Source organism: Methanoregula sp., assembly GCF_035543475.1.
In the GTDB taxonomy this organism is placed as follows: domain Archaea; phylum Halobacteriota; class Methanomicrobia; order Methanomicrobiales; family Methanospirillaceae; genus Methanoregula.
On the sequence record NZ_DATKKA010000020.1, the window covers coordinates 1 to 12,685 of the forward strand.

The window sequence follows — 12,685 nt, forward strand, 5'->3', positions numbered from 1 at the left end:
ATACACGTCGTCCCCGGGCGAAAACTCGTTCGTACCCGCTATGTGCGCTGATAACGCAGGGCTCCCCGCCATGACCTGCGTCCCCGCACTCGCCGGCGAAATTATCGCCAGCGCCACAATGAACAGGGCTAGACTGAGCAGACCGATGCTCCGGAGGGGATTCCGGGATAGTCCCGGGACGGTACGGATAGAAAATGCTGGTGAAATAATGGACGATGGGGCAGAATCGTTATGGATCATGTACATCCTCGGTTTATTGAAAAGGCTGGTACTTGTTGGAATTTTTTGTATATAATCATTTTCCCTATTGGTCATACACAATTATTATAAATCCGTGCTGCAGGAGGATTTTTCCAGGGCAATGATCCGGTTCTGAAGATCCTGCTCCCGCTGTGCAAACTCTGTCACATCGGTCATGGTAATGTATGTACTGATGGTCCCGCCATAGCGCACAGAGTTGATATGCCCGAACACATGCCGGCTCTCACCATTTTTGCATCGCAGCCGGCTGCGGAACTGGGCCGGTTCGACCCCGCCCAGGGATTTTTTATAGAGTTCTTCGATCTGCTGGTTCTCCTCGGGAGTGATCAGGTCTTTCGGGTTCTTGGTCCGCAATTCTTCCTGGGTGTATCCCGTTATCTCGCTGAGACGCCGGTTGGAATAGACGAGCTGGTCATTCTCGATGATGAAAAGGATGTCCTGGATATTTTCAGCCATCATCCGGAACCGCTGTTCGCTCTCAAAGAGTGCAGCGTCCTTGGCCCGGAGCTCGGTGATATCGGTCATGATAACGAAGGTAAACCAGGTCTCCTCATGCTTGAGGCTGGTGATCCTGAGATAGACGTCCCGGTACACGCCGTCTTTTCTCCGGATCCGTCCCTGAAATTCGGTGACCCCGGGGGCAGGTTTCCTGCGGAGCTCATGGATGGCCTCCATCTTTTTGCGATCTTCCGGGGCTGCAATGGTGGCTATAGGATCCATTGCCCAGAGCTCCTCAAAGGTGTACCCCGTGATCTCGGCCACCCTCCGGTTGACAAAGGTACAGTTATCATTCTCGAAGATGAGTAGCCCGTCCTGGATATTTTCTGCCATCATCCGGAACTGCTCCTCCCGTTCGCGGATCTCCCTCTCCCGCAGAATCTCCTCGGTGACATCGGAAAGGATGATGGTGAGGCCTTTTGCCCCGTCATCAAAAACGGAAGGGATGGATTTTTGTTTAAAGATCCGTTCTCCTGCATCCTTTATCCGGAAAGAGACGAGACGCTCCGATTCCTGAGAGTTGAGTGCAGAAAGGGTGCTGATAAATTCACGGACATCTACCTCCGGCGATTTTAAGTAGGCAATATTTTTTCCAATGGCGTCTTTCCGCATGAGGTGGAGGAGGGCAGAGAAATTGTCATTGATCTCGATGATTCGGGATTCCCGGTCAAGGACTAGGATCAGGTCCTTGGAATAGCCGAGCATGGCAGAGAGGGGAACACGCTGGGACAGCGTAAAGACCTTGGCCATGCCGTAGGTCCGCATATCCACCTGTCCTGAGATGAGGAGGATATCGAGATACCGGCCGGTCGTGTTCTTGTTCTTCCCGAGCGCTTTTGCGATATCGGTGACACTCATCCCTTCCGGGTTTTCCCGGAGCAGATTTTTGATCTGCGTGAGTTCCTGCTGGTAATCCTGCATCATGGTATGTCGTGATGATATGGGAGTACTTTATCAAAATCAACATTTATAATTGCTGTTGATTATCCATATGTATTGTTTATCTACGTAATATTTATCAGTGAAATAAATCAAATACTGAATGCCATAATGGGTATATATACATGGAGGAATTGTGCATGACACCTTTTGTAACCAGTATTACGGATCAATGGAATGCAACGGTGATGGCCTACGGCCCCGGTATCCTGGGAGCCCTCATTGTACTTCTTGTCGGCTGGATTGTCGGCCGTCTCCTGGGAAGGGCAGTACGGATCATCTTGGATAAGATCGCCGAGCAGCACTTTATCGAGGAAGTGGCCGACCAGACCTCCTTTGCCGGGTCGGTTAAAAAAGCCGGTATTTCGGTCGGGTATATCGGCGATATCTTTGTACGGCTCTTTGTCTACATGATAGCCATCCTTGCAGCGGTGAACATCCTTGATATGACCTACATGAGCCAGCTGATGACCACGATAGTGGAGTACATCCCTCACATTGTTGCTTTTATCATCATTCTTCTGGTAGGGTTCGTACTCTCTGACTATTTCATCGATTTCCTTGCCCGGTACTATGCAGGCCAGGAGGTCCACCTGATCAACCCGGTTCTCTTCCTGATCCGGCTGTTCCTGTATTTTGTCATCACCATCCTGGCGCTCTCCCAGCTGATGCTTGACCTCACGATCATCTACACGTTTGTCACCCCGATTGCATGGGGTATCGGTCTTGGCCTGGGTGCGGCCATTGCGATCATCGTGGGCTTCGGGCTCAGGAACCGCAGCGAAGCGATCATGGACAAAATCATTGACGCGGTTGTCAAGAAGTCCTGAAAAATTCTCTTCTTCTTTTTCCCTGTAAAAAAGGGCAGATGCCCTTGTTCTCATAAAACCGGATTTTACGTGTCCGTTTTTACATTCGTTTTCCCCGGGCCAATGCTCAAATACGAAAAGAGATAAACCCGATACCATGAAAGTAGTCATTGCCGTTGCTCCGGAGAAATACCGCGATGAGGAACTGGCCGAACCGGTTGCCGCCCTCACGAAAGCCGGGATTGGGTTTGATATTGCATCGACCCGTGCCGGTCCCTGTACCGGCATGATGGGCGGAAGAACCGTTGCCGGGCTCTCGTTTGAAGATATTGACCCGAAGGATTACCACGGCCTTATCATTATCGGGGGATCCGGGAGCCAGACATATCTCTGGGAAGACGATATGCTCATCCGGCTCGCCACCTACTTCCACGAGACCGGCAAGGTTGTTGGCGCCATCTGTCTTGCTCCGGTCGTGCTCGCACGGGCCGGAATCCTCAGGCAGAAGAAGGCAACGGTCTACGACAGCCCGGCAGCAGTGATGGAGATGAAGAAAGGAAAGGCTGTGGTGGTCAAGGAGCCGGTGGTCACCGACAGCCGGATCATTACCGCAAACGGCCCGCCCGCGGCAAAGGACTTTGCAGCAGCGGTCATCAAAGAACTCAAAGACGAGTTCTGGTAATGGTGGCCCAAAAGAGCAACCGTCAAAATCTTTTTTTGAAGTCCTGGGCCAGGCAGAATCCAGAGTTCAGTGAAGATGTTACGATCCCTGTTGCCGGAATGACGATCCCAAAAAGAGGCAGGGGATGTTCCCTGCATTGTAACAACAGGTATTCAGGATTGATGGTCTGATGAAGAGGTACTTGTACCATCCTGTCCCGGGCCATGCAACAACCCTGCCAGGCACTCACGTCCGGCTCCCCGCCGGGTGGGGGCGGGGCTGCCTTTCTGAACAATTGAGATCCTGAAAGGATGTGCAATCCCGGGTACGTCATCCCTGTCCTTCCGGACGGGCTGGATTTTTTCCTGTACAGTGCGTCCCTTTACCGGGCTCACCTCCCGAAGATGTGATTTTGAACAAACCCGCCAGCAGAGCCGGCTGGTTCTGTTCCGCGTGTCCACGTACTTGGCTGTTTCGGGATATCCCGAATGCCGCCGGGGGTAGTTCTTTGGAGTCTCCTTCCGGTTTGTTGTCCGTTGTGGGTGTTGCCCAATCTGAACAAACACCACGTAAAGTATGTATTACATTTTGTAATATATGCCTTCTGGACGGTGAGCCGGCACCAGCCCTTGCCTGCAGGAGAAGAGCGGTCAGCGATCCTATCGCTCGATGAGCCGGATGTGCTCTGCGGTTTTTTCTGCGAGCTTCTCCTCGCCGTTCAGGTGTGCCACGTCAGCGATCGCCTCGAGCACGTGTACGGAATCCTCCAGAAACGAGAGCACATCGGCGGGAAAGATCTCGATCCCGTACTCGTCAGAGAGGTATGCCGCGATCTGCCGGTGATCGAGACCGTTCTCGCGCAGCTCGATCACCTTCTTTGCAAACTTCTTTTCCGGGCAGCCGCAGAGCGGTGAATTCCTGCACTTGCACCGGAGAAAATCGTCAAAAAACCGTAACATCTGTTCCCGGATGGCGAAATCCAGGGCATCAAAATTAAATCGGGAGGTTATGGCCTCAAGCGTGACCGGGGAGAAGGCGAACTCGGGCACCCGGTATCCGGCAAGCCGCTCGATCTTTTTCGCGTGACGGAACCGAGCCCTGCCGGCGATCACTCGTCTTCCCCGGTCGACTCGTCAAAGTTCTTGAGCGAGCCCATGGCCTCGAACATCCGCTCGCACTCGATGAGCCACTCGTCAAAGAGGGTCGGATTCTCGAGATCGTCTTTTACGTACTTCCCGCAGCAGGCAGCGCCATCGATCACTGCGGCACCGATGTTGGATGCAATCCCAAGTGCCTGCTCCATGTCCTTGTCGATCGCGTCCCTGCCCTTCTTGACCAGCGTCTTGATGTCCTTGTCGAATCCGCCTGCCAGGTACTTCCGGCATGAGGCAAAGAGGGCGAGCTTGGGGAGCTGGAGGATCTCGATAATCTCTTCGAGATCGCCCTTGGGAGCAGCGGACATAACAATTGCCTCGACCTGTGCGAGCTTCTCCTGAGCTTCCTCGCTGCTGAAGCGCTTGTTCTGGTACAGCTTGATGATCTTGAGCACCTCAAGGGTGATGTCGACCGAGAAACTGTCGAGCACCCGGAATCCTTCGGGCATCTCGTCGCTCTTGGGATCGATATCGAAACTCGCCTCGGAAAGCGACTTCACCCAGTTGTCCCAGCGTTCCTGGTTGTAGAAAATGTAGAAGAGTTTCAGGGGTTCCTCTTCTGCCTTTTTGCTCGCCTTTTTCACCATTTCAGTACACTATTCTCTCCGCCGCTTAAAGAGTTTCGTTCTTCTGAACGGATGGGAAGCGGGGGACAGGACCGCCAACGGTTATGTATCATGTACCCCCAGTATCTAGGGAGCACATGGCAGAACAGCAGGAAGAACGAAAGGTCGTGATGGTACGTTACGGCGAGCTTTTCTTAAAGAGCGATCCGGTCAAGTACCATTTTATCGGCATCCTGCTGCGCAATATACGGTGGGCCCTGGAAACGGCCGGCCATTCCAGCAGTATCCGGAGTCCCCGGGGACGCATTTTTGTTTCCGGGGAAAAACCCGAAGAGATTGCCGCAATCATCGCACGGGTGTTCGGCGTGGTGGACGTAAGCATCTGTACCCTGGTGGAAGCTTCGCCGGATGCCCTGCGGGATGCAGCGGTGGCCCTGGCCCGATCCCACCTGCACCCGCCCTGCCGGTTTGCGGTCCGGGCAAAGCGCCAGACAAAGACCGGCATGAACAGCCAGCAGCTGGGCGAGCATATCGGTTCAGCGGTCTACGATGCAATCCCCGGCCTTTCCGTGGATCTCACCCACCCGGAGTACGAGCTCTTTGCGGAGGTCCGGGACTGCGGGGGGCTGGTCTATGATAAGCGGATCCCGGCCCCGGGGGGTCTTCCGTGGGGCTCGCAGGGAAAAGTGCTCAGCCTGCTCTCATCAGGGATCGATTCCCCGGTTGCCTCGTGGCTTGCGATGAAACGGGGATGCGAGGTGGCGCACCTCCACATGGACGGCGGCCGCTGGGCGGGTGCTGATGTCCGGGAGACCGCGATCGAGAACCACCGGCGCCTCTCGCTCTGGTGCCCGGGGGCAGATCTCAAGATGATTGTGGCCGATGCAGAACCCTTCTATGACCGGATGCAGGAGCTCCGGGTCCCGGCTCGTCTCCGGTGCGTGCTCTGCAAGCGGTTCATGCTCCGGGTTGCCGGCACGCTCGCCGGGCCTGAAGGTGCACAGGCCGTCCTTACCGGGGAAAACCTCGGGCAGGTGGCCTCCCAGACACTGGCAAACCTCGCGGTGATCGCCGATGCCACGACCGTACCTGTACTCCGGCCGCTCATCACCTATGACAAGGGTGAGACCGTTACCCTCGCCCGTAAGATCGGGACATTCATGGAAAAACAGGGCGATCTCGCCTGCCGGGCGGTCCCCCGGATGCCGGCCACCGCGGCCACCCGTGAAGCGGTTGCGGAAAGCGAGGCGGAGCTTGGGATTGACGAACTTCTCGGGACCGTCCTATCCCGGGTAACGTATATCACTGCACGCAACGGGAAGATCCTCTGATACTGTCCCGGGACATGATCTCTCCGGGAAACCCCGGATAAACATCTCCCTTCGGGGAATCCTCTGACGGGACGAGCACAGTTCTCTAACTATAGTGCTGGTATCTCAGCTGGAGCAGGCGCTCAGCGTACTCGCAGACCGTCTCAACTGTTTTTATCCGTGCGTTCCACTTATCATCTGAGTTGATAAAAATCCAGGGTGCGCTCTTGGTACTCGTTTTTTTAAACATCTCGTCAATGGCCTCGGTGTACTGATCCCATTTCTGCCGGTTCCGCCAGTCTTCTTCGGTGATCTTCCATTGCTTGAGCGGGTCTTTTTCCCGCTCCAGAAAACGCCTGAGCTGCTCTTCGGGACTGACTTCAAGCCAGAACTTCAGGATGCCACCGCCCCACGAGCGGAATTCATCCTCAACTTCATTTATCTCGGAATATGCCCGTTTCCATTCTGCACGGGTGCAGAAACCTTCCACCCGTTCCACGAGGACCCTGCCGTACCAGCTCCGGTCATAGATAGTCGTGTGACCCTGGCGGGGGTATTTCCTGATAAACCTCCAGAGATAGTGATGATCTTTCTCAAATTCGTTGGGACCACCAACGGGGGTGACCCGGTAGCCTCTCGGGTTTAAGTCGTGGGTGAGGCGCATAATGGTACCCCCTTTCCCCGCGGCGTCCCTTCCCTCAAAGATAATGATGAGCGGGATATTGCGCTTGAAAAGGATGGACTGCATATCACCCAGTATCAGCTGTGCATCCGCGAGTTTTTTCCTGTAACTTTCCTTGTCAAGTTTGACCGGCTTTTTCTCATCGCGTTCGACAGGGACAAGTTCGGGAGTGAACGTTGCATGCTGCTTATGAGGCGTGGTGTCCTTGTTGCTTTTTCTCTTATCAAGGGCATGTATGACGGTCTTGTATGCCATAAGAATGGCATACCGGGTATCATTGGCACCAATGACCGTCCAGGGTGCATGGGGAGTACTGGTTTCCTCGAGGAAGGTATCGATAAGCGGGAGATATGTTTCATACTCTCCGTGGAAATCCCAGTCATCCGGGGTTACCATCCATGAGGTCCGTGGATTTGTCTCGCGCTCAATGAAGCGTTTTTTCTGCTCGTTTTTACTGATATGGAGGAATATTTTGATAATAATCGTGTTGTCATCGGCGAGCTGGCGCTCAAACCGGTTGATTGACTGGATAGCGTTGTCAACGCGTTTTTCCCATGCCGGGTGTCTGGTGCTCTCCGCAAGTGCCCGGCTGTACCAGCTCCGGTCAAAGATAGCGATCCCGCCTTTTGGGGGGATGCGGTTCCAGAACCTCCATAACAGCGGACGGTGCAGCTCTGCATCAGTAGGGGATCCGATGGTAGAAAGTTCGATTCCACGAGGGTCAAACGAACGGATAAGTTCTTTGACGGTTAACGAGATCCCCGCGGCATACCAGCCCTCGATGAGGATGATTGCCGGGATTCTCTCGGCATGGAGCTGCCGCTGCAGCTGCCCGAGACGCACCTGCAGGGGCTCCGTTTCCTCATCAAAGGTCTTCTGATCGATCTTTTCGGTCAGGTTGCACTTTTTCAGCATGGTATCTCCGTTTGCCGAAATGGCGGAGATGTCTTGGCAGTTTCACCTTTGCCGGGCCATATCATAAAAGCGATGATGGTATCCGAAGCTATACCGGAAGGACCGGGGCATTTTTGAAAGTATCAGAGTAACTTCCGGCAATGCTCCGCCACTATTTCAAGAGTCCTGACCCGGGCATGCCATTTGTCATCGGATTCGATAACGCTCCATGGTGCGATCTTCGTGTTGGTCCGGGCCAGCATCTCATCGATTGCCACGTCATACCGGTCCCAATTTTCCCGGTTCCTCCAGTCCTCTTCGGTGATCTTCCACTGCTTAAGCGGGTCGTTTGTCCGCTGTTCAAAGCGCCTGAGCTGTTCATCCCTGCTGATCTCGAGCCAGAACTTGATGATCCCCCCGCCCGTGGAATAGACAAAGTCCTCTTCCATCTCGTTGATCTCGCGGTAAGCCCGCTGCCACTCATATTTCGTGCAGTAGTTTTCCACGCGTTCCACAAGCACGCGGCCATACCAGCTCCGGTCAAAGATTGCAATGTGACCTGCCCGGGGAAAATGCCTGACAAATCTCCAGAGGTAATGATGGCTCTGCTCCGGTGCGTCGGGGGCAGATACCGGAATCACATCATAACCCCGGGGGTTCATGTTCCGCGCAAGGCGGGTGATGTTGCCCCCCTTCCCTGCTGCATCCCATCCTTCATACAGGATGATGAGCGGGATTTTGCGTTTGTACAGCAGCGCCTGAAGCCGGGGCATCTCTTCCTGGAGCCGGTCAAGGTCGGGCTGGCATCCCTCCCGCGTGCAGGTCTTTTCCCCGGCACGAGTCCCCTGGCCGCGCCTGACCGGGTGTTTCTCCGGGATGAGGGGATTGCCGGGCTTTTTTGGTTTTTTCTTTGCCCGGTGGTCCAGGGTCTTTTCCAGGGTTGCAACCAGGGTATGGTAAATTTCGAGGATCGCGTGATTCTCATCAGTTGCATCCAGGATATGCCAGGGCGCGGGTGCAGTATCGGTCTTTTTGAGGAGGTCTTCGATCACCGGAAGTGAGTTCTCATAATTCCGGTGGAGATCCCAGAGGGCGGGGGTTACCATCCAAGCTTTGAGGGGATCGCTTTCCCGTGCTATAAAACGCCGCTGCTGCTCATCTTTATCGATATGTAAAAAAAATTTGAGGATAACTGTCCCGTCATCGGCAAGCTGGCGCTCGAAATTGTTGATCGCAATGATCCGGCCCGCAAGGGACTTGGTCCAGCTGGCCCGCTGCATCTCGGCCGAGATTGCACGGCTGTACCAGCTCCGGGCAAAGATCGCGATCCGGCCCCGGGGTGGCAGCCGGATCCAGAACCGCCACATGAACGGGCGCACCCTCTCGTTATCCGTGGGCTGCTCGATCGTGTGCAGGGTAAACCCCCGGGGGTCAAGGGATTGGATCACCATCTGCGTTGAGCGGGTGATCCCTGCCGCGTCCCAGCCTTCCATCACGATGATGACCGGGATGCGGGCATCGCGCAGGCTTCTCTGGAGTATGCCTAGCCGCTCCTGAAGGGGAGCGATCTTTTTGTCAAACGTCTTTTTGTCGATCCGGTTTTTCGGTTGGATGACATTTTTGAGCATGGGGTGATCTCCCGTGCCGGAATCTCCACGCATATACCGGCCCTATGTTATGCTCTCCTTTTACCGGGCCTTCAGATAAAAGCAGTGGTGAGGAGTCCAAAAAGAGCAACAGACGCCGGTTACGGGTCGGAAAAACCCATTTGCCGCCAAAAAAATTATTTTACCGAAAGCCCGTTCTCCCGGGCCACCGCTACAAATGCATCAGCGAGGTACCGAGCCTGCTTTGCGGTCATCCCGTAGGTGTTGAATTTCCAGACCCGGGTTGCCCCGGGGATGAGCCCGAAGATCCCTTTGTCGTTGAGGGCGGACGAGAAGTAGAACCCCTTTTTCTTGTGGGATTCGGCCACCTTGTCAAACGATCCGGTGGTATCGACCCGGGTCAGCGTGTGCTTCCGCGGGTACTCGGAGAGGATCTTTGTCCCCTCGATGGAGAGGAGCGCCTCCATGACGATCCGGTTGTTTTCCAGTTCCCGGTCAAAATGCTTTACACGCTCCTTTACGTGGGGAAACGAGGCCATCATGCCCACGAGGGTTGCGCCCATCAGCGTGCAGCCCATCAGCTCCGGCTCCTTAACGCCGAATTTGCGCCCGGTCACATCGCCGGTGATGCCGGTGGTGCGGAAGACCTCTCCTGCCCGTTCTGCGGTCGTGGCAAGGACCCCGGACGGTGCGGGCGAGGCCATGCTCTTGTGGCCCGAGCCTACGACAAAGTCTGCCCCGAGAGCCTTGCCGTCCACCGGCATGGTCCCGACCGTGTAGGCTCCATTGCACAGGACCGGGACATCGTACTGGTGTGCCACCTTTGCGATTCCGGCAACGTCGTGCAGGTTCCCGTACTGGTAGTCCACCTGGTCGATGAAGGCGAGGACCGGCGCCTTCCCGTATTTCTGTTTCACTTCTTCTATCTTTGCCGCAGCGGCATCGGGTGTGACAAGGTGGTTGCTGTCCGCCGGGATCTCGCAGGCCACCCCGCCGGCCCCTTCGACCGCGAGGAATTCGGTGTAGTGGGAGAGCGAGGTAAGGAGTACCGGGTCACCCTTGTTCACGTACGTGTGGGCCACCGCCTGGAAACCCCGCCGGGCACCGGGCATCATCCGTGCCGTGTCCATGTTGAGCCAGGCTGCAACGTCCTTGTGAAACTCCGCGATCGGGGGCTTTGCGATGCAGTCGAGGCGGTTGGGTTTACGGCAGTTATCGCAGACCGAATACCCGTCCCCGTACGCGATGATCGCCTTGATTGCATCGCCCGTCAGGCGTCCTCCTGCCTGAATCGGGTCGACATTGATGAAGAGCTCGTTTACCTGCCTTGCCTCGATCCCGTTCCCGCACTTCATTTCAGCATCTCCTGTTTGAGGGAACTTACCTGCCGTTCGAGGTTTTCGAGCAGGCGGGCCGCTTCCGCCCGCTGCCGCTCGTCCAGTTCGTGCATCGGTGCGGTCTCGCGCAGGATCATGCGGAGATCGGTGAGCAGGTACGTTGCAGAAAATACCAGGTCAACAGCCCGTTTTGACATAGGAGATACCCTGATGGTATATTGTACTTCCCCCCATTAAGAAACCGCTTTATTGGGGGAACAGGGACGCACGGAGGACTGCTGCCAATTCTCTCATGATTTTATTACGTCAGACCGCGTAAAATAAAATCGGGTTACCTGGTTAGCCCAGGAGGTTTGGGATGGATTTTAAAAACAAGGTACTTATTATCGGATACGGCGCTGTTTCCAAGTGCACGATTCCGATCCTGCTGCGCCATGTTAATATTCCGCTTGAAAATATCACGATCGTTGATTTCAAGGATAAATCCCAGGACCTCAAGGCCTATACCACCCGGGGTCTCCGGTTCCTGAAACGAAAGATCACGCCGGAGAACCTGAACACCATCCTTGCCGAGACCCTCTCCGAGGGGGGTCTCTTGATCGATCTTGCATGGAACATCGACGCCGGCGAGATCGTCCAGTGGTGCCATGACCACAACGTGCTGTACGTGAACACGTCCGTGGAGGCATGGGACCCGCTGGGCGAGCGCTATACGGCAAGCCCGGTCGAGAAATCCCTCTACTACCGGCAAATGAAACTGCGGGAGATGACCCGGGAGTGGGAGAATTCCACCACCTGCGTTGTCGACCACGGGGCAAACCCGGGTCTCATCTCGCACATGACCAAGCAGGGCCTCGTGGATATCGCCACCAAGATGATCGCGGACGGTCTCGCAGAGGACCCGGCACGCTTCAGGCGCCTGATCACCGAGCAGAAATTTAACGAACTTGCCATGGAAGTCGGGATCAAGGTGATCCACTGCTCCGAGCGCGACACCCAGATCTCCCGATCGCCAAAGAAGGTGGACGAATTTGTCGGTACGTGGTGCATCGAGGGGCTGCTCGAAGAAGGCACCGCCCCGGCCGAGATCGGGTGGGGCACCCACGAGAAGGAGCTGCCGCCCGGTGCCCACGTGCCTTCCACCGGCCCCAAGAACGCGATCATGCTCCACCACATGGGGATCAATACCTGGATCCGGTCCTGGGTGCCCAAGCAGGAGATCGTGGGCATGGTGATCCGGCATGGCGAGGCGTTCGGGATCTCGGATCGGTGGACCGTCTGGAAGGATGATAAAGCGATCTACCGCCCGACCGTGAACTACGCGTACATGCCCTGCGACGCCACCATCGCCTCGCTTCACGAGCTCCGGGGCAGGAACTACGAGCTCCAGTCCCGGCTCCGGATCATGAACGACCGGGAGATCTCCGTGGGATCGGACATCCTGGGCGCGCTCCTGATGGGCCACCCGTACAACTCGTGGTGGACGGGGAGTATCCTTTCCATTGACGAGGCAAAGAAACTGGCACCGGGACAGAACGCGACCACCATCCAGGTTGCGCTCGGGGTTGTCTCCGCGGTGATGTGGATGATCGAGAACCCGAAAAAAGGCTTCTGCCTTCCCGATGACCTGCCCCACCAGTTCGTCCTGGATATCGCAAAGCCCTATCTCGGCGAATTCTGGTCCGGGCCCTCGGACTGGACGCCCTTAAAGAACCGGACTGTGTACTTCAAGGAGAACCCGGAGAACAACTTCGATAAGGAAGATGTCTGGCAATTCAAAAACTTCTTATTTGTAAGATGAATCACTCTGTACGTACGGACAATATACACGTTTTGAGGAACTGATGTGACCACTACAGAAAACGCATGCAGGCAGGACACTGCGGTCTCGCACATGGACCGCGGAAGTAGCGAGATGCTTCAGGCCCTGGCAAAGAGAGAGGGAACTCCCCTTTTTGTGATCGACC

General features: G+C 55.6%; 11 protein-coding genes and 1 pseudogene. 4 read left to right on the top strand and 8 right to left on the bottom strand.

All coding sequences use genetic code 11. The features are described from left to right. Positions 1 to 240, bottom strand: a pseudogene (locus VMS83_RS06845) (hypothetical protein); the annotation flags it as partial. 84 nt (positions 241 to 324) lie between these two features. Then, a complete protein-coding gene (locus VMS83_RS06850; RefSeq protein ID WP_325411168.1) occupies positions 325 to 1,683 on the bottom strand; it encodes a PAS domain S-box protein in 1,359 nt (452 codons plus the stop codon). A 155-nt stretch (positions 1,684 to 1,838) separates the two neighbouring features. Between VMS83_RS06850 and VMS83_RS06855 the strand changes: the two genes are divergently transcribed. Further along, positions 1,839 to 2,528 carry a mechanosensitive ion channel family protein gene (locus VMS83_RS06855; RefSeq protein ID WP_325411170.1) on the top strand — a complete coding sequence of 230 codons (690 nt, stop codon included), beginning with the start codon at positions 1,839 to 1,841 and terminating at the stop codon, positions 2,526 to 2,528. Between the two features lie 136 nt (positions 2,529 to 2,664). Then, positions 2,665 to 3,189 carry a DJ-1/PfpI family protein gene (locus VMS83_RS06860; protein ID WP_325411172.1) on the top strand — a complete coding sequence of 175 codons (525 nt, stop codon included), beginning with the start codon at positions 2,665 to 2,667 and terminating at the stop codon, positions 3,187 to 3,189. A gap of 638 nt (positions 3,190 to 3,827) precedes the next feature. On the opposite strand, the gene VMS83_RS06865 is transcribed toward VMS83_RS06860, so the two are convergent. Both VMS83_RS06865 and VMS83_RS06870 read right to left on the bottom strand, forming a co-directional pair. After that, positions 3,828 to 4,280, bottom strand: a complete 453-nt coding sequence (locus tag VMS83_RS06865) for a DUF5814 domain-containing protein (protein ID WP_325411174.1) — start codon at positions 4,278 to 4,280, stop codon at positions 3,828 to 3,830. Then, on the bottom strand, positions 4,277 to 4,909 hold the full coding sequence (locus VMS83_RS06870; RefSeq protein WP_325411176.1) for a DUF2150 family protein: 633 nt from the start codon (positions 4,907 to 4,909) through the stop codon (positions 4,277 to 4,279). The genes VMS83_RS06865 and VMS83_RS06870 overlap by 4 nt, the downstream gene beginning before the upstream one ends. Positions 4,910 to 5,025: 116 nt before the next feature. Here VMS83_RS06870 and thiI point away from each other — a divergent pair, with 116 nt between their 5' ends. Further along, the gene (gene thiI, locus VMS83_RS06875) at positions 5,026 to 6,219 is read left to right on the top strand and encodes a tRNA uracil 4-sulfurtransferase ThiI (protein WP_325411178.1); all 1,194 of its coding nucleotides are present in this window, start codon (positions 5,026 to 5,028) and stop codon (positions 6,217 to 6,219) included. Between the two features lie 85 nt (positions 6,220 to 6,304). Here the strand turns inward: thiI and pap (VMS83_RS06880) are convergent, their stop codons facing one another. The 4 genes from pap (VMS83_RS06880) to VMS83_RS06895 all read right to left on the bottom strand — a co-directional run bounded on the left by pap (VMS83_RS06880) (position 6,305) and on the right by VMS83_RS06895 (position 10,915). After that, entirely contained in the window at positions 6,305 to 7,795 is a 1,491-nt protein-coding gene (pap, locus tag VMS83_RS06880; protein WP_325411180.1) for a polyphosphate:AMP phosphotransferase, read from the bottom strand. A gap of 122 nt (positions 7,796 to 7,917) precedes the next feature. Next, complete coding sequence (pap, locus tag VMS83_RS06885) at positions 7,918 to 9,402, bottom strand: polyphosphate:AMP phosphotransferase (RefSeq protein ID WP_325411182.1); 1,485 nt, start codon at positions 9,400 to 9,402, stop codon at positions 7,918 to 7,920. A gap of 155 nt (positions 9,403 to 9,557) precedes the next feature. After that, on the bottom strand, positions 9,558 to 10,736 hold the full coding sequence (pscS, locus tag VMS83_RS06890) for an O-phospho-L-seryl-tRNA:Cys-tRNA synthase (protein WP_325411184.1): 1,179 nt from the start codon (positions 10,734 to 10,736) through the stop codon (positions 9,558 to 9,560). Next, positions 10,733 to 10,915 carry a hypothetical protein gene (locus VMS83_RS06895; protein ID WP_325411186.1) on the bottom strand — a complete coding sequence of 61 codons (183 nt, stop codon included), beginning with the start codon at positions 10,913 to 10,915 and terminating at the stop codon, positions 10,733 to 10,735. Before VMS83_RS06895 ends, pscS begins: the two co-directional genes overlap by 4 nt. Positions 10,916 to 11,076: 161 nt before the next feature. Here VMS83_RS06895 and VMS83_RS06900 point away from each other — a divergent pair, with 161 nt between their 5' ends. Then, positions 11,077 to 12,519: a saccharopine dehydrogenase NADP-binding domain-containing protein gene (locus VMS83_RS06900; RefSeq protein ID WP_325411188.1), complete on the top strand. Its 1,443-nt coding sequence runs from the start codon at positions 11,077 to 11,079 to the stop codon at positions 12,517 to 12,519. Positions 12,520 to 12,685 lie beyond the last annotated feature (166 nt).

Bases quoted from the DNA above. Each gene is read 5' to 3' on its own strand.
- VMS83_RS06860 (WP_325411172.1), top strand. From the start codon at position 2,665: ATGAAAGTAGTCATTGCCGTTGCTCCGGAGAAATACCGCGATGAGGAA.
- pap (WP_325411182.1), bottom strand. From the start codon at position 9,402: ATGCTCAAAAATGTCATCCAACCGAAAAACCGGATCGACAAAAAGACG.
- VMS83_RS06900 (WP_325411188.1), top strand. From the start codon at position 11,077: ATGGATTTTAAAAACAAGGTACTTATTATCGGATACGGCGCTGTTTCC.
- VMS83_RS06870 (WP_325411176.1), bottom strand. From the start codon at position 4,909: ATGGTGAAAAAGGCGAGCAAAAAGGCAGAAGAGGAACCCCTGAAACTC.
- VMS83_RS06855 (WP_325411170.1), top strand. From the start codon at position 1,839: ATGACACCTTTTGTAACCAGTATTACGGATCAATGGAATGCAACGGTG.
- pscS (WP_325411184.1), bottom strand. From the start codon at position 10,736: ATGAAGTGCGGGAACGGGATCGAGGCAAGGCAGGTAAACGAGCTCTTC.
- VMS83_RS06895 (WP_325411186.1), bottom strand. From the start codon at position 10,915: ATGTCAAAACGGGCTGTTGACCTGGTATTTTCTGCAACGTACCTGCTC.
- VMS83_RS06850 (WP_325411168.1), bottom strand. From the start codon at position 1,683: ATGATGCAGGATTACCAGCAGGAACTCACGCAGATCAAAAATCTGCTC.
- thiI (WP_325411178.1), top strand. From the start codon at position 5,026: ATGGCAGAACAGCAGGAAGAACGAAAGGTCGTGATGGTACGTTACGGC.
- pap (WP_325411180.1), bottom strand. From the start codon at position 7,795: ATGCTGAAAAAGTGCAACCTGACCGAAAAGATCGATCAGAAGACCTTT.